A 16,220-nucleotide genomic window follows, 5' to 3' on the forward strand; every position below is an offset into this window, starting at 1 on the left:
CGGTTGAAGGTCGAGCACCTGTCGAAGGACCGGGACGCCCCACCGGTATGGCTGTGGTCCTCCAGAACAGGCGCCACCCCCGACGACGTGGACCGCTCCTGGCAGGCATACCTCCGCCGCTTCGTATCCCACGTAGTACACGGTCTCAACTTGCAGGCAATTTTGACGACGCGAGCACGCTGCTGGTCAAGGGTGTCGAGGCAGGAGTCGAGGGGCGGCTCATCCTCACCGCAGCCGAGGAAGGCACTGCAGAGCCGGCCGGAACCGCGCACGCACCGCACCAGTAGTCTCAAGATCAGTGAAGGCGCTGGGCTGCCCACGGTCGCTCGGGCGCGATGGCCTGGGCGGCTTACGCCTCGAATGGGGCGTGTCCGGGCGAGACCAGGAACCCTGGTAGACCGACCGACCTCCTCTGTGCTGCTCAGGCGTGGACAGACTGCGCCCGGATCATCCCGAGGGATCCGCCTCGCTCGCCCGCGAGACCGGGTGGCCGCACCAGTCCGGGATTGTCCGCCGTGACGCTCGTTTGACGCTCTGGCCCCCTTCAAGCTGCACATCAAGCCAAGAATGCGCCTCTGACCTCGCCCTTTCTATGGCCTGCTCAGGCCGATATCTTTCCGATGACGCACCACGTGGAGTGCGTGGCGATCCTTGAGCCGGTGAAGAAGGACGACTGACCTGCGGTTTCTCCCGTGCGCATGATGTGCGGTGTGGGCGTTGCGGGCGATATCTCGCCGCCCATTGAGATCCCCGACTGTCGCTCACAGTCCGTGGTGGGGGACGGTGAGCGCCGTGACGGCCAGGCACTCACGGGTGATCCACCGCCCCTCGAAGTGACCGAGTTCTTGGCCGGCCAACAGCGGCTCGGAGCCGAGTAGCTGGGCATGGAAGCTGCCCTGGGCTGCTGCTCCGGGGTCTTGGGCGGAAGGTGATGTCGGCTTCGTCGAAGCCCAGCGATTGGCCGGTCAGCGGGAACCACGCCTTGTAGACGGACTCCTTGGCGCTGAAGAGCAGCCGCTCCCAGCAGATGCTCGGCCGCCTCGTGGACAGGAGGGCGAGGTGGTCGCGTTCGGCGGGGAGCGAGACAGCGGGCAGGATGCCCTCGCGGAGCGGGCTGTGGGGTTCGGATCTCCGCCTGCAACGCCCGCCGCAAGCGCCCGAAGTCCGCACGCCGACTCCGCGATGACCGCCTCGTCGCGGACATCCGCCGCATCCACACGCACTCCGGCGAGACCTGCGGAGCCCGACGAACCCATCGACAGCTGCGGCGTGAAGCCATCACGGCAGCACGCTGCACCGTCGAGCGGCTGATGCGCGAGGACGGCCTGGAAGCCGTCATCCGCGGGCAACGCCGCCGCACGACGATCCCCGAACCCTTGTTCGCGAATGATCGTCGGATGGCAGCTCGCCACCCACATGCGCACCGATCTCCCACTCGACGCCCTGGAAATGGCCCTTGTGGCGGCGCGGGGTCAAGAAAGGATACGGCCTGATTCACCACAGCGACAGAGGCTCGCAATACGTGTCCATCCGCTACGGCGAGCGCCTGATCGAGGCCGGTGCGACCGCGACCGCGTCCGTCGGCTCCGTCGCCGACAGCTACGACAACGCCATGGCCGAGGCCCTCAACGGCTCCTCCAAAGCCGAACCGATCGAACACCACGGCCCCTGGCGAGACGCTGACCAGGTCGAACGTGCAGTCGTCCAGTGGGTCGGGTGGTACAACACCGAACGCCTCTACTCCGCCCTCGACTACCTCCCACCCGAAGAATCCGAGGCCCGAAACCACCGATCCCAGGCGACCACCAACACCGCTTGAAACCAAATAAACCGGCCGCTACGAAACTCAGGGCAACTCACCTTTGGGTGCGCAGGCCCTCGACGCCCTCGGCCTGATAGCGGCGGTGCCAGATGTATTACGCCTGCCGGGAGATCCCGAAGTGCCGGCAGGACATCGCGACGTTCCCGGTGACTTCCTCGACATGACGTATGACAGCGGGGCGCCGATTGGCCTCCCGGTCAAACGGCTTGGCTGGGCTCGAGTTCGACATGGTGATCTCCGTAGTGATCGGAGGCCCAGGTGTAAACCGTGATCCTCCGTTTTCGACTCAACTGTCTGGACTTGCATGTCCAGTTCGACCCGCCGAGCCGTGATCAATTCCCGAAGGTCCGGTTCGGCGTCCTCGGCCACGTTGATGCCCCTCTCGCCCGAATCGTATGGGCGTTTTTGCGCTGCGATGACCGCCCGCGATCGATACGAGTACAAAATCGCCGACTCGCGTCAGCCCCAGTGAGCAGCGGAAACGAAGTTGGTTGTACATTGAACGCCTCCTGCGGTCAGGACCCTTGACGTGCAACTGCCAAGTGAGTCACGATCATGCAACAGCAAGGGCAGTGCGAGGGGAACCTCACGACAACGGTCATTCAACGGTCATGTGCGCCCTCAATTCCGCGTGCATCAGCCGGTTGGTGAGCGGGCGACCCGGGCGGATCGGCGGGACGCAATGTGAGTACTCCGTACCGCCCCTGAGGTCGTAGGCAGTTGATGCGGGGAGGAGAACAACGATGGATGAAGAGACCTTCTACGAAGAGGGCAAGAAGTATCTGCGTGAGATTCTGGGCGAGACCGACCTGGAACTCGGCTCGGATACCGAACTTCTGGAGTCCGGCTTGCTCGACTCATTGTCGGTCCTGGAATTCTTCTTCTTCATAGAGGAAGTCAGGGGCGCGCCGATCGATCCGGAGGAGGCCAGTCCGCAGTCGGTCTCCACGCTGCGCAACGCTTACAAGTTGGTGCAGTTGACATGACACTCACCGTCGGGCAGGTGCACGCGGGTTGGGCCTGGCAGCGGGAGATCTGCAAGAAGGCCGGTTCGGTCGGCTATGTAGGGATGATCACCGGGCTGATGGACCAGCTCGGTCGCGACCCCCGGCTCACCGAGTTGCTCACCTCGGAGACGCAGGACCCCATCCAGTCCGCCCAATGCCTCAGGCTGCTGGGCGCGGTCAACCGGGTCGCCCTGGCGGAGAACGCCTCCTGGATCACCGACTACTACCCGGTCTACGGCGGGCAGTGCGATGTCGATCGACTCGTTCCGGCATTTCTGACCTTCCTTCAGGACCGGTTGCCGGCGGTGCGGCGGGAGCTGTCCGCCAGTGTGCAGACCAATGAGGTGGGACGAGCGGCTCCGCTGTCCGCCGCGATCAATTACGTGGCCGAGGCGACAGGAATGCCGGTCCGGCTCCTCGAGGTCGGTGCCAGCGCCGGTCTCAATCTCCTCCAGGACCAGTTCTTCGTCGCCGCAGGCGAACGGAGCTGGGGGCCCGAGAGCTCGGCCTTGCAGCTGACCGGGCAGTTCAAGGAAGGCGATCCGCCGACCAAAACCCCGGAGGTCGTCGAACGCAGAGGCTGCGACCTCAACCCGATCGACGCGCGCGACTCGAGGTGCATGGACCTCTTGAGATCGTTCGTGTGGCCTGAGCGCGTCGAGCGCATGACCCGGCTCAACGCGGCGCTTGAGATCGCGCGGTCCGCTCCCGCTGTCCCGATCGATGCGGACGACGCCTGTTCGTGGGCATCCGAGCAACTCGCCACCCGCCCGGCAGGCCAGGTCACCGTGCTCTACCACTCCTTGGTCCTCACGTACTTCGATGACGCCGAACGCGCCAAGTTCGCGGACATCGTCCGCGCCCACGGCGCCAGTGCCACCGCCGACCGGCCGCTGGCCTGGATCTCCATGGAGCCGAGCGAGGCCGTCTCGGCCGTGGTCGAGGTCAAATGCGAGCTGTGGCCCGAGGGGCGGCGCCTCCTGCTCGCCCGGTGCACGCCGCACGGCGGGGAGGTGCGGTGGGCCCCGGAGGAGATCCCGGCATGAGTGCGGACACCCTGCTCGAGATCTACGAGCATCAGGCAGCGAGCACGCCGGACGACGAGGCGCTCGTCTACGCCCGCGTTCCCTATGAGGGGACCACGCTGACCTGGCGTGAGCTGCTGGAGCGTAGCCGGGAGCTCGCATCGAAGCTGCGGGAGGCCGGACTCGGCCCGGCAGGCCGCTGCGGCGTGGTCATGATCGACCACCCGGACGTGCTTCCCGGTGTGCTCGCCGTCTGGCAGGTCGGCGGCGTGCCGGTCCTCCTGGACAGCCAATGGGGGCGCGCCGTCACTCACTCGGTGCTGCGGTTGAGTGCCGTTGAGACGATCTTTGACGCGGCCCGTGGCACCTGTGAAAGGGCTCCGGCCGCCGACACGGATCCTCCCCCGTTGCCGGTGGACACCGCGCTGCTCAGCTACACCTCGGGCTCCACCAGCGACCCGAGGGGAGTGGTGCTGTCACACAGTCAGCTGCTCCATGCCTATCGGGCCGGCGGTGCCGCGCTGACCGAGCTCCTGGGGCAAGGACGGCGCCGCTTCGGCGTCACCATGCGTCTGTCAGGTCTTGGCATCCTCGGTATGAACTACCTGTGGCCCGCTGTCATGGGACTGCCCGTCACGGTCCTTCCCGAGCTCTCCGTTGCCACAGCCAAAGACTATTGGGCGAGGCTCAGAGAGCACGATGTCGACGTCACCTATCTGGTTCCGCCGCTCGTCGATCTCCTCACCAAGATGTCGGTGGATCCTGAAGCCGAACACGGGCACACCATCGCCTGTCTGTCGGGTGGCGCAGCCCTCTTCGAGCAGTCGCAGCGGGCCATTCAGGAGAACTGCCAGGCCGTACTCCTGAATGTCTATGGCCTCACCGAGGTCTCCTTCGCAGCATTTTTCGGAGATGTCGGACCTGACGGCCGAGGGACACACTCCATCGGCCGGCCCAGGACCGTGACAGCGAGGCTGCGGGCAGCGGACGGCAGTATCGTCGACGGCCAAGGAGAAGGCGAACTCGAACTGCGTGGGCCAGCGGTAAGCCACGGCTATTACGCAAACGACAGTGCGAACAAGGAATTGTTCCGGGAGGGCTGGGTCAGGTCCGGCGACCTTGCCCGCAGAGACGCAAGCGGCTGCTACTCGATCATTGGCAGGTACAAGGACGTGGTGCTCAGAGGGGCATTCACCATCTATCTGCACGAGATCGAAGAGGTGGCCAACGGGCATCCCGAGGTACTGGAATCGGCGGCAATCCGACTTCAGCTGCCCTCCGGTGAAGATGTGGGTCTTCTCGTGCGAGTGGCACCGGGGCAGGATGCGGAAACCGGGACCGCAGACCTACGTAAACACCTCGCTCTGGAGTTGGGGAACCAGCGGGCACCACGCCGCATCATCAAAACGACGGAACCACTTCCTCGACTGGCACAGCACAAGATCGACCGTCGCGCTGCCCAAGCGCGATGGAATGCGCTGAACTCGACCGACGCCAAGGAGTGAACATGACTGCAACAGAATTCGACCTGGACTGGGCGAAGTTCCGACGCAATGGATTCCTCGAACTCGGACCTCGCCTGTGTGAAAGCGACCGGCTGGCCGTGCTCGAGCACTTCGACAAGCTGGATGCCGCGGACCGGATTCCGCCGGGCTATCAGGCGCAGTACGACGAGGAGGAGGGAGAGGCGCGCAGGCTGCGCAAACTGCGTCGGCTCCTGTGGATGGACAAGAAGCTCTACGCGCCGATTCTCCTGCGGATGGGGGCGGTCGACCTGGCGGAGAAGCTCATCGGTCCGAGTGCCGTGGCGATCCTCCACGCGGCATTCCTGAAGCCTGCCCGTATCGGCACCCACGTCGCTCCTCACCAGGATCAGGCTCTGTGGGAGCGCCATCTCCCCGGCGTGTTCAACATGTGGGTCGCTCTGACCGACGTGTCGCCTGCCAACGGAGGTCTGCACGGCTTTCCGGGCTCGCATGTCCATGGCGTGATCGAACACCGCGACGACCCCGAGCACCCGTGGCACGAGACCCTGAGCTACAAGGTGCCCGAACTCGGCAAGCGGCACGACTTCGTGCTCAAGCCCGGCGATGCCGCGATGTGGGAAGCCACTTTCGTGCACGGGAGTGAGCCGAACACCTCTGACGAGGACCGCCGTGGCATGGTCGTGGTCTTCGCGGACAGCGCCGCGGCGAACTTCCAGGAGCGTGACGTCATGACGCTCGAGCAGATACGTTCCTTCGCCGGGGCTGGAGCCAAGTCGGACTCAGCGTGACCAACGACGGGGTCCAGGTCGAAGAGCGGAACGCCAAGCCAACACTCTGGGTTCCGGGGTTCCGACTCTTCTTCACGGCCCGGGCCACGTCGCTGTTGGGGGACGCGGCGCTCCCGGTCGCGATCACTGCCGCCATGCTGCAGGCCGGCTACGGCATCTCGGGTGTGGGATACGGGCTGGCCGCACAGTTGGCGCCGTTCGCGGGATTCATGATCTTCGGCGGGGTGCTGTCGGACCGGCTCGGCGCACGGCGACTGATGATCTTCGCGGACTTCGTGCGCCTGGCCGTGCAACTCGTCTTGGCCGGCCTGTTGTTGACCGGAAGACCGCACCTCTGGGTGATCCTCGCGCTGCTGGCCATGCTCGGCACCGCCGGTGCACTGTTCCAGCCGGGCGTGGCCAGCGTGACTCCCAGGCTCGCGTCCGATGTGCAGCGAGCCAACGCCACCCTGCGCATAGCGGAGTCGTCCACCGTCGTCTTCGGCCCGGCTGTCGCGGGCGGGCTGCTCGCACTGATGCAGCCCGCCGCTGTGATGGCCTTCGACGCCCTGACGTTCGGCGCCAGCGGCTGCTGTCTGCTGCTGTTGCGCCTGGCGCCACTGCCCGAGACCGACGGGCCGAAGGGATCGCTGCGCAGCGATCTCGTCGTGGGCTGGCGTGAGTTCGTGGCGCGACGGTGGCTGTGGCAAGTCGTAGCGGTCTGGACGTTGTTCCAACTGGGTTCCTGGGGGCCGACCCTGACCCTCACCAACGGCATCCTGGTCGATCGACTCGGCGCTTCGACCTTTGGGTTGGTCATGTCCGCCATGGGACTCGGCAGCGTCCTGGGCGGAGTGATCGCGATCAAACTGCGTCCGACGCGACCGCTTCGTGCGGCCACCATCGCCATGCTCGGCTACGTGCTGATTCCGCTGAGTTCGACATTCGACCTGTCGGCTCCGATGCTCGGCGCCTGCTATTGCGTCGGCGGGGCGAGCATGGCGTTCTGGGGCGTCATGTTCCACACCAGCGTACAGACGCACATACCGGTCCAGTTCCTTGGTCGAGTGCACGCCTATGACGCGGCGGGCTCGCTGATGATGAAGCCGGTGGGGCAGGCGCTGGCCGGCCCTGTGGCCGGAGTCGTAGGTGCTGTTCAGCTACTCCATTTCGCGACCGGCATAGGCATCGTGGTTTGTCTCGTTCTTCTGCTGCTGCCTGCGGTCCGCAATCTCTCCGGAACGAGTGTGGGGGACACATATGCGCATTGACATCGCCAGCAGGGCTTCCCACGGAGCCGCGTGGAATGAGGACTTTGCCGCTGCGGCGTTGCCGGCCGTGGGGCGCGGTGGCGTAGCCATCGTGCTCGACGGCGTCAGCGCGCCTGTCGCCCCTGGAACGGGGTGCTCACACGGCACGCCGTGGTTCACCACCTCGGTCGGGGGCAGCCTGCTGGAGCTCGCGGCCAGGATGGACCGGCCCTTCGCCCAGTGTCTGGCCGATGCGATCTCCAGGACGACCGACCAGCACTTCGGAGTATGCGATCTCGGGCATCCGCGCACTCCACAGGCGACGCTGGCGGCGGTCCGCTGGGACATGGACCACCTCGAGTACCTGGTTCTCGGCGACAGCGAGGCGATGGTCGAGACCACGGCGGCAGCTGCGGCGGAGGTGCACTTCCTCCGTGACACGCGCGTGGAGGACGTCAGGGAACGAGAGGACATGCGGCGCTGGCGGGCTCGGCTCGATGCCCTTCCCATCGGATCCGAGGAGTGGGAGCGCACCACCAAGGATTACCAGAAGTTTGGTGACGCCTTCCGAAATTCAAAAGAGGGCTTCTTTACGGTGGCCGCCGATCCGAGTGTGGCCGCGGAGGCAGTGAGCGGACGCTTCTCGATGGCGGAGCTCGCCGGTGTCGCGCTGCTGACAGACGGCGTGACGCAAATTACCGACATATTCGGCCACAGTGACCGCCGCGAAATCTACCGATCGCTCAAGGCGACCAGTTGCCAAGAGGTGATCGACAAGACCAGGGCGCTGGAGCTGGCCGACGAAGCAGCTACCGAGTTTCCCCGCAGGAAGGCATCGGATGACGCTACTGCCGTCCTGATCGAGTTCTCCGAGTAACCGTCGTTTCGCTGAGAATCCGTCGTGCTGCAGGAAGTTGGATGAGATATGAACGACGACAACGAACTACTGGAACTTAATCCATCCCAGCTGCGAAACCACCGCAATTGGTCCGATGCCGAGCTGCCGGAGCGAGTTCAGACGCTCGTCGTGTCGCCGATTGAGCACACTTCCCTGGACGCCGCAACGCAGGCACTGAGCGAACTGATCAGTGCACACGAGGGACTCCGCAGCCGCTTGTGCCACGACGACCACGGAATCCCGCGGCAGCGGGTGATATCGGCACGTGAGGCACTCGCCAAGATCCAGGACAGCATTGAGACGAGGCCCTACGACCCCGACGAGAACCTCTGGACCACGGTTCTGGTTCAGCCACGGGAGTCGTCGGTCAAAGCGGTGTTCTACGTCGCGGGGGATCACGTATCGGCGATCAAGCTGAGCCTTTCGCATGTCTTCGTCGATGCGCTCGGCAAGCAGGCGGTGGCCGCCCACCTCGCCGAGTTGCTGCGGAAGAGCGGCAACACCGCGCACAGCATCACACCGCAGGCGAGCACCTACGCGCAGGGCATCGAGCACCCGGATGTCCAAGAGAGCACCGCGTACTGGAAATCAGTGCTCGCGACCGCGCCGCGGTCTTGCACGTACGGTGCGGGAGAGCGGCCGGAGACCGAGCAGGCTCAGGTGTGTCAGGTGCCGCTGGACCGGGGTACGACGGACCGGCTGGTGGCGACCTACCGTAAGTTGCGCGTGTCTCCGCAGACGGCGTGGGTGGCCGCGCTGAGCACGGTGGTCGGCCTGTTGTCGGGCCAGCATCGGCACACGTTCAAGACCACTCACGGGAATCGTGCGCTGCCGGCGGAATTCCGGGCAGTCGCGCAGATCGCACAACCCTTCTTCTCCGTCGTGGACGGTGACCTCGAGGACACCCTCCGCACGCGACTGGAGAAGTCGGGCAAGGCGCTCGACGCGGGCACCGGAAACACCATGTACGACGCGAACGCGCTGCTGGACTGGATCAATTCCGAGGAGCGCTCCAGTGGCGCGGTGTTCCAGCCCGCCTTCGAAGTGAACTACGTGCCGACGATCCGCCGCGCACACGCATCGTTCCTCTACGGACCGGCCCCGGAGCGGCTGCGGAACGTGACGATGCGGTACGACCCGGCTGCGGGCAAGCCGGATCTCGCCCTCACCATTCGCCACTTGCCGGATCCGCTCCTCCTGCTCACCGTGCGCGGACCGCTGTGCGCGGAGCGGGACGCACGGAAGATCCTGGACCACGGACTCACCTTCTTGGAGGCGCTGGGGGAGAATCCCGACCTGCCCATCGCGGAGTTGGGGATTCCGGAACTCGGCGCGCGGAGCTCGCTGCTGTACGGGCACCGAAGCGAGGTCGCCATCGATCCGGAGATGACCAGGCGGTTGCTGCTCTCCGTACGTGGCGTCACAGGTTGCGAACTGACTCCCCGGCACACAGAAGACGGCTCGTTGGTGCTGCACGCGCGGCTGTCGGTGCGCGGCGTGCCGGACGAGAAGGAACTGCGGGCCCAGTTGCGCCGAGCGCAGCCGTGGTACGCGGGTGCCGTTGTTCCTGACGTACTTGTCATCGAGCCCCAGGGCGAGGGCGCCGGAGAATCTGAGGAGGGCGCGTGAGCCGGCGGGTTCTGATCACCGGCGGCTGCGGGTACGTCGGATCTGCCCTGGTGAGCAGGCTGGTGCGAGACGGCGGATATCACGTGACCGTTCTCGACAATGGACTGATTCCGGGCTGGCGCATGGAGGGAGGCCCCGTTGACTACATCGAATGCGATGTGCGTGATATCGATGATTGGTCGGCGGTGCTGAAGAACGTGGACTGCGTGGTTCATCTGGCAGCAGTCGTGGGCGATCCGGCAGGCAGCATCAACACCGAGTTGACCTGGGAGGTCAACTACCTTGCCACCGTGCGGCTGGCCACGGAGTGCCGTAAGGCAGGGGTGGCCCGCTTCGTCTTCGCCTCTACCTGCAGTAATTACGGTGTCGTCGACGATGTGGCGGACATCGACTCACCTCTGCAACCGCAGTCGGTGTACGCGGAATCCAAGGTCCGCGCCGAACACCATCTCCTGGTGAGTCAGGATGTCGGATTCACGCCTGTTATTGTGCGCTTCGCCACGCTGTACGGGTTGGCGCCCCGCATGAGATTTGACCTTGCGGTGAACGTGATGACGGCGCACGCGGTCCGTAACAGCAAGGTCGAAGTCCATGGTGGAAAGCAATGGCGGCCATTCCTCCACGTCAACGACGCCGCGAAGGCGCTGCAACTGGCCATGGAAGCAGGCGCCACACCCTCCGTACCGCAGGTGTACAACTGCGGCTCCGATGCGGACTGCTACCAACTCGGTGACATAGGCCGGCAGATCGCGGCCGAGGTGCCAGGATCTGAAGTCGTCACGTTGGATTCCGTCACCGACGTACGTGATTACCGGGTCAGCTTCGAGCGCATGGAGAAGCACCTGGGGTTCCGCCCGGACATGAAGGTCGTCGATGGCATCAGGGAGATAAGGGACTCGCTCATCGCAGGTGAGTTCACCGATTACACCCATGAGCGCCACAGCGACTATCTGTCCATGTCCGCATCCGTCCAGCGCGGTGATCCGGCTGGACGGTGCCGGTCCGGCCGGGGGCATTCGGAGGTCACCACTGATTGCCGCGCGGGAAGTGGTGTATGACCGAGATGCACAGTGCACCGACAGCAGTAGCGGGGGGCTGGCTCGAAGCGGACCTGTCCGCTGACCCTGAACAGTGGCGTCTCCCTGTTCCGCAGGAAGTCGCATACGAACTGCTCATGTTGGCCCGCGATTTCCTTGACGAGGCAGCGGAGAAGAACCCCGACGCATCACCTCCCCCGGTCGGGCCGGCAACGCGTTCCCTGGTCGGACAGGTACAGCGGCGTCTGGCCGGCTTCCCCGGCTTCGTCCAGCTCACCGGGTTCCCGGTGGACGGCGAGTCCGAACTGGTGGAAGCGGCGTACTGGCTGTTCGGCAGGTTGATCGGTACGCCCGTTTCGCAGACACGTGCGGGAAATTTCATCGCCCGGGTCGAGGACCAAGGGGCGAAGATCGCAGTTCCTACCCAGCGTGGCCACCACAGTTCCAGCGCCCTCCCCTTTCACGCTGATCGTACGGACGTCATCGGACTGCTGTGCATCCGCGCCGCCGCCGAGGGCGGACACAGCCAACTCGTTTCGAGCAAAGCCCTCCACAACCTCATATTGCGCGAACATCCCGACCTGCTGGCGGTGTTGTACCAGACGTTCCCGCACGACCAGCGAGGCGAGGCGCCTCCAGGTCGTCCCGACTGGTGTGACCTTCCTGTGTTCAGCCGGTTCGCAGGGGATTTCGCAGCCCGCTATGTGCGGCGCTTCGTCGAGGGTTCCCAGCGTCATGCGCAGGCACCGCGGCTGACCGCCGAGCAGGTCGCTGCCATGGATCTCATGGACGAGCTGCTCCACCGGCCGGGAGTGGCGCTGCAGATGGAACTGCGGCCGGGCGACATTCAATGCATCAACAACTTCCACATCCTGCACGCCAGGAGCGCCTTCCGTGATGCCGCAGGTCCTGACGAGGGCAGGTTGCTTCTGCGGCTGTGGCTCTCCTTCGCGGACAGTCCTGCCCTGCCGCCCGAATACGCCGACATGTACGGCAGTACCACCGGCGGCGCGTACCGGGGCGGGGTGTGTGCGGCAGGTGCTGGTCTGACTCGGGCAACGAAGAGGGGCGACCATGAATGACCGGGCGGTGCGCATCGTCGACGCCACGCTGCGGGAAGGAATGCAGGCTGCCAACGGCGCCTTCACCACGGAGCAGAGCGTGGAAGTGGCTCGATCTCTCATAGCGTGCGGTGTCGACATGGTGGAATGCGGGCACCCGGCGATCGGCCACCAAGAGCAGCTTCGGGTGGCAGCCGTAGTGGAAGCCAGCGGTGAGGTGCCTGTTCTCGCACACGCCAGGGCGAACAACAACGACGTCGATGCGGTGGCCAAGACCGGTGCCGACTGGGTGGGCATTTTCCTCGGGGTGAACGAGATTTCACTCAACAGCAGGCTCCCCGGCTACAGCAGAGACGACGTGCACCGCAAGATCGACGAATCCATCGGATGCGCACGGCAATTGGGCCTGAAGGTGCGGTTCACCGTCGAGGACAGCAGCCGTACCGACTTCGACCTACTGGTGGCGACGTACACCAGAGCGGTCGAAGCGGGCGCTGACCGGATCTGTATCGCCGACACCGTGGGGGTGCTGGAACCGGGGGCAATGGGCGAACTCGTGCGGAGGCTGGTGTCGAGCGGCCTTGACGCCGAGATCGAGGTGCATCTGCACGACGACAGAGGTCTCGCTCTCGCCAACGCACTCGCAGCCATCGACGCCGGCGCCACCTGGGTCTCCACCTCGGTGAACGGGCTCGGGGAGCGGTCCGGAATCGTTGATCTGGGCGCGCTGCTCGCCAACCTGCACCACAGGGGCAGCCGCACGTGTGCGGACGGTCAGCGGCTGCGCGACCTCAGCCGTCGCGTCGGCGCCTACTCCCGGTCGGCGCCGGACGACCGACGGCCCGTCATGGGCAAGAACGCATTCCGCCATGTGTCCAAACTCCATCTCATGGCGGTGGAACGCGATCCCTCCTCCTACGAGTGGATTGCTCCTGAGCTGTTCGGAGCCGAACGGTTCATCGGCGGTGACGGACTGCCGAGGACCGCGGCCGAGTGGATCGTCAAGCCGCCGATCGTGTCCGCGACGGAACTGCGTCACCACCGCGCAGGACCCGGCGACCGATTCGTCCTGGTGGACGACAGGTTCGTGGCCGGCGCCGGCCAGTACTGCATCGCCCGCCGCATCCCCGAACTCGACAACTACGGTGCCGGGCACGTCGATGGCCATGTGCACCACTGCGACAGCCTGTTCGTCTTCCTCGGCACCCAGGAGGAGTACCAGGGTCTCGAAGTGGACGTGCACCTGGGCGAGGAGTCGTTCCGGGTGCTCAGCCCGGCCGCGGTGTTCATCCCCTCGGGGGTGCGGCACAGCTACCAAGTGGTCGCCGGTTCCGGCACCTACCTCAACCACGTCCTGGCCGGCGACTACAACAGCAGTCTCCTCGATCCGCCGGTCTCCGGCAGCGGGGACTGACCGTGTGCGGCGTGGTGGGTGTCTCGCTGACACCGCACACGGGGCGACGGCCGGCCGGCGAAGTCGCAGCCCGGGTCCTGGAGCAGCTACTGCATCGCGGGCCGGACGGCTGCGGCCTCGTCGATCACGGAACCGCGGCCTTGGGGATGGCCCGGCTCCGGATCCGGAGCAGACACCAGGACTCCGTGCCCTTCGCCGAGTCGGATGCCGTCTTCGCGTTCAACGGTGAGGTCTACCGTGCCGACGGCCGCGTGCCGCAGGGCGGTTTCGAAGAGGCCCGGCGGGCCGGCGAACCGGACGCGGCAACCGCGGTGGACGGGATGTACGCGGTGGTCAGCGGGGGCCCTGACGGGACGCTGCGGGCCGTGCGCGATCCGCTGGGCATCAAACCTCTCTACCTGCGCGAATCACCGGACGGCGTCGTGGTCGCTTCCGAGGTGGGGCCACTGGTGGATGTCTTCGGCCAGGCTCCGGTCAGGCCCGCGGCGTTCGCGCAGTTCCTGCTCAGCGGGCGCCGGGTCGTCGACGGCGGATCGTTCTTCGAGGGGATCAGAGCGGTCAGGCCAGGAGAGCGGCTGACCCTGCGCGACGGGCGGATCACGCAGTCGGTCCTGACACCTCCGAGGCCTTCTGCCCCCGGCATGCCCGAGCCGGCGGAGCTGCGGGCCGCCCTCGAGACGTCCGTCGACCAGATGCTGCTGACCGACCGCCAGGTGGGTCTTGCCGTCAGCGGTGGTTTGGATTCCACCTTGGTGGCCCGGCTGCTCGCGCGGCGCGGCATCCGCGATCTGCCCACGGTCAGCGTCCGGCCCCAGGACACCGGCGACGGGGTCAGCGACCTCAGCGACCTGGGTCTTTCCGATGACGTCATCGGAACCTGGCGGCACCGCTCGACTTCGTTCGGCCCGGCTGACCTGCTCGCCGGGCTGCCGGCCGCAGTCCGGTCGATCGGTGAACCGGTGGCCATGTCGAGCCTGCCGATGTACCGGGCGCTGGCGGAGCTGGCCAAGGCCAGTGGGATCACGGTGCTGCTGGTCGGTGAAGGAGCGGACGAACTGTTCGCCGGCTACCACCGCTACCGGGCGCTCTACGCCGGTGCGTTCACGGATCCCGTCGACTTCTACCTCCCGGACGAGCGGCTGGAACTTGTCACCGCACTCCTCGGAAGAGACGCGTGTGCCGACGCCACCGGAGAGCTGAGGAGGGCGATAGACCGATCGCGGACGGCCGCCGCGGAACGCCACGGCGTCGAGCCCAGCGTCGTCGACGTGGTACGGGAGCACGAGTACGAGCACAGCCTCGAACCGCTGCTGCGTCGCACCGACCATCTGTTGATGGCCGAGGGCATCGAAGGCAGAACGCCTTTCCTGCACGGTGGAGTCGCCGAACTCGCCAGGCGGTACCCGGCGCATTCGCTGGTGCGTGGCAGCCTGACGAAGGCGGCGCTGCGCGAGGCATTCGCCGACCTGCTCCCGCCGTCCTACGGCGTGCAGCCGAAGCTGCCCTTCCGCGCCCCCGTTCGCGAGTGGCTACGGGGCGGCCTGCTGCCGCGGGTGGACCGGACTCTGGCCGACGCCACCGAGTCGCTGCACCAGCGCCTGGGTGTGCGGCCTGCGGGAATGCTGCTGTTGCGTGAGCGTCTGGCCGCCGGTGACGCGGTGGCCTCCACCCTGGCGTTCGCGCTGTTGTCCACCGTGGAGTGGTTCTGCTGGCTGGATGACTCCGCGGCCAGGAGCGAGGCGTCGGTCAGTGTCTAGACACCGCCGGCTGATCGTCGCGCTGCACGGGTACGGCGGGACGGGGGCGGGGATCGCCGGAGTCCTGGCCGCGGCCGCGGACGACAGCGAGGGCCAGGACATCCGCACGGTGGTCGTCGGCCCGGACGGGCCGTGCACACCCAGGTTCGCCCGGGAGGGGCATGCCTGGTTCGAAATCTCCTCGCAGCCTTCGGTGATCGCGGAGCGGTCCCGCCGGGCCGCCCCGGCCGTGGCCGAATACATCGCGCGGATGCAGCAGCGCCACCGGGTACCGGCGCGGCATACCGGTGTCGTGGGGTTCTCCCAGGGCGCTTCGGTGGCCGCCATGGCGTTGGCCGGCTCGTCACTGTGCGAGCGAGCCGTGCTGGCCTGCGGCCGGATACCGGCTCCGGACACCGGGCACGCAGGACCTGACGGACCTGACGTCCTGGTGGTGACCGGAGGGCGCGACCGGTTCGTGCGGCACGACGCGGTCCGCGCGGATCTGGACTCGGGATACGGTCGGCGCGCCCGCCACATCGTGCTGCCCGAACTGGCACATGAATTCACCGAAGAAGTTGCGCGGATCGCCTTGGCCTACCTTACGAGCGCGGAGAGTTGAGCTATGGACTACATCAAGGAAATGCGCAACCTGGTGGGAACCAGGCCTCTGCTCCTTCCCGGAGCACTCGTCATCGTGGAAAGGGAAGACGGAAAGATCCTCCTCACCCGGCGCACCGACACGGGTGAGTGGAGTCTGCCCGGCGGTCACATGGAGCCTGGTGAGACCATCCAGGACACGGCGCGGCGAGAGGTCCGAGAGGAGACCAACATCGAGGTCGGCGACCTGGAACTGGTCGGAATCTTCTCCGGGCAGAATTTCTACTACAAGTACCCCAACGGGGACGAAATCTTCAAGGTCACGATCGTCTATTCGGCGCCACTCCTGCCGAGCGAGGTCCGCCCCGATCGCAGCGAGGTTCTGGAACTCTCCTATTTCGACGTCGGCCGGCTGCCCGACAATCTCTTCGACCAGGAGCGCACCATCATCGAGGCGTACGCCGAGTCTCGTACGGCGGAGTAGCGG

At 66.0% G+C, this 16,220-nt stretch carries 16 protein-coding genes and 1 pseudogene; 15 read left to right on the plus strand and 2 right to left on the minus strand.

Going from position 1 to position 16,220, the window contains the following annotated elements; genetic code table 11:
- Positions 1-807 precede the first annotated feature (807 nt).
- Positions 808-1,170: a 4'-phosphopantetheinyl transferase superfamily protein gene (locus ACWCWD_RS34645; RefSeq protein ID WP_450779222.1), complete on the minus strand. Its 363-nt coding sequence runs from the start codon at positions 1,168-1,170 to the stop codon at positions 808-810.
- Here ACWCWD_RS34645 and ACWCWD_RS34650 point away from each other — a divergent pair.
- Positions 1,128-1,493 carry an IS3 family transposase gene (locus ACWCWD_RS34650; RefSeq protein ID WP_450779304.1) on the plus strand — a complete coding sequence of 122 codons (366 nt, stop codon included), beginning with the start codon at positions 1,128-1,130 and terminating at the stop codon, positions 1,491-1,493. The two genes, ACWCWD_RS34645 and ACWCWD_RS34650, sit on opposite strands and share 43 nt — an antisense overlap.
- A 29-nt stretch (positions 1,494-1,522) precedes the next feature.
- The gene (locus tag ACWCWD_RS34655) at positions 1,523-1,819 is read left to right on the plus strand and encodes an integrase core domain-containing protein (RefSeq protein ID WP_450779224.1); all 297 of its coding nucleotides are present in this window, start codon (positions 1,523-1,525) and stop codon (positions 1,817-1,819) included.
- 100 nt (positions 1,820-1,919) lie between these two features.
- Here the strand turns inward: ACWCWD_RS34655 and ACWCWD_RS34660 are convergent.
- Positions 1,920-2,051 (minus strand): annotated as a pseudogene (locus tag ACWCWD_RS34660) (IS481 family transposase); the annotation flags it as partial.
- A 514-nt stretch (positions 2,052-2,565) separates the two neighbouring features.
- On the opposite strand from ACWCWD_RS34660, the gene ACWCWD_RS34665 reads away from it, so the two are divergent.
- The 13 genes from ACWCWD_RS34665 to ACWCWD_RS34725 all read left to right on the plus strand — a co-directional run bounded on the left by ACWCWD_RS34665 (position 2,566) and on the right by ACWCWD_RS34725 (position 16,217).
- Positions 2,566-2,808: a phosphopantetheine-binding protein gene (locus ACWCWD_RS34665; protein ID WP_450779226.1), complete on the plus strand. Its 243-nt coding sequence runs from the start codon at positions 2,566-2,568 to the stop codon at positions 2,806-2,808.
- Positions 2,805-3,875 carry a DUF2332 domain-containing protein gene (locus ACWCWD_RS34670; protein ID WP_450779228.1) on the plus strand — a complete coding sequence of 357 codons (1,071 nt, stop codon included), beginning with the start codon at positions 2,805-2,807 and terminating at the stop codon, positions 3,873-3,875. Before ACWCWD_RS34665 ends, ACWCWD_RS34670 begins: the two co-directional genes overlap by 4 nt.
- Positions 3,872-5,359 carry a class I adenylate-forming enzyme family protein gene (locus tag ACWCWD_RS34675; protein ID WP_450779230.1) on the plus strand — a complete coding sequence of 496 codons (1,488 nt, stop codon included), beginning with the start codon at positions 3,872-3,874 and terminating at the stop codon, positions 5,357-5,359. The genes ACWCWD_RS34670 and ACWCWD_RS34675 overlap by 4 nt, the downstream gene beginning before the upstream one ends.
- Positions 5,360-5,361: 2 nt before the next feature.
- On the plus strand, positions 5,362-6,129 hold the full coding sequence (locus ACWCWD_RS34680) for a phytanoyl-CoA dioxygenase family protein (protein WP_450779232.1): 768 nt from the start codon (positions 5,362-5,364) through the stop codon (positions 6,127-6,129).
- Positions 6,126-7,379, plus strand: coding sequence for an MFS transporter (locus ACWCWD_RS34685; RefSeq protein ID WP_450779234.1), 1,254 nt, complete (start codon positions 6,126-6,128; stop codon positions 7,377-7,379). The genes ACWCWD_RS34680 and ACWCWD_RS34685 overlap by 4 nt, the downstream gene beginning before the upstream one ends.
- Entirely contained in the window at positions 7,369-8,235 is an 867-nt protein-coding gene (locus ACWCWD_RS34690; protein ID WP_450779236.1) for a hypothetical protein, read from the plus strand. The genes ACWCWD_RS34685 and ACWCWD_RS34690 overlap by 11 nt, the downstream gene beginning before the upstream one ends.
- Before the next feature lie 48 nt (positions 8,236-8,283).
- On the plus strand, positions 8,284-9,885 hold the full coding sequence (locus tag ACWCWD_RS34695) for a condensation domain-containing protein (RefSeq protein ID WP_450779238.1): 1,602 nt from the start codon (positions 8,284-8,286) through the stop codon (positions 9,883-9,885).
- On the plus strand, positions 9,882-10,943 hold the full coding sequence (locus ACWCWD_RS34700; protein WP_450779240.1) for an NAD-dependent epimerase/dehydratase family protein: 1,062 nt from the start codon (positions 9,882-9,884) through the stop codon (positions 10,941-10,943). The genes ACWCWD_RS34695 and ACWCWD_RS34700 overlap by 4 nt, the downstream gene beginning before the upstream one ends.
- On the plus strand, positions 10,940-12,004 hold the full coding sequence (locus ACWCWD_RS34705; RefSeq protein WP_450779242.1) for a TauD/TfdA family dioxygenase: 1,065 nt from the start codon (positions 10,940-10,942) through the stop codon (positions 12,002-12,004). Before ACWCWD_RS34700 ends, ACWCWD_RS34705 begins: the two co-directional genes overlap by 4 nt.
- Positions 11,997-13,397 (plus strand): homocitrate synthase/isopropylmalate synthase family protein, encoded by a 1,401-nt coding sequence (locus ACWCWD_RS34710; RefSeq protein WP_450779244.1) that lies wholly within the window; start codon positions 11,997-11,999, stop codon positions 13,395-13,397. Before ACWCWD_RS34705 ends, ACWCWD_RS34710 begins: the two co-directional genes overlap by 8 nt.
- A 185-nt stretch (positions 13,398-13,582) precedes the next feature.
- Complete coding sequence (locus ACWCWD_RS34715) at positions 13,583-15,154, plus strand: asparagine synthetase B family protein (RefSeq protein ID WP_450779246.1); 1,572 nt, start codon at positions 13,583-13,585, stop codon at positions 15,152-15,154.
- A complete protein-coding gene (locus ACWCWD_RS34720; RefSeq protein ID WP_450779248.1) occupies positions 15,147-15,755 on the plus strand; it encodes an alpha/beta hydrolase in 609 nt (202 codons plus the stop codon). Before ACWCWD_RS34715 ends, ACWCWD_RS34720 begins: the two co-directional genes overlap by 8 nt.
- A 3-nt stretch (positions 15,756-15,758) precedes the next feature.
- A complete protein-coding gene (locus tag ACWCWD_RS34725; RefSeq protein ID WP_450779250.1) occupies positions 15,759-16,217 on the plus strand; it encodes an NUDIX hydrolase in 459 nt (152 codons plus the stop codon).
- Positions 16,218-16,220: the final 3 nt, after the last annotated feature.

The sequence above is a fragment of the Streptomyces sp. NPDC001493 genome (assembly GCF_053597235.1).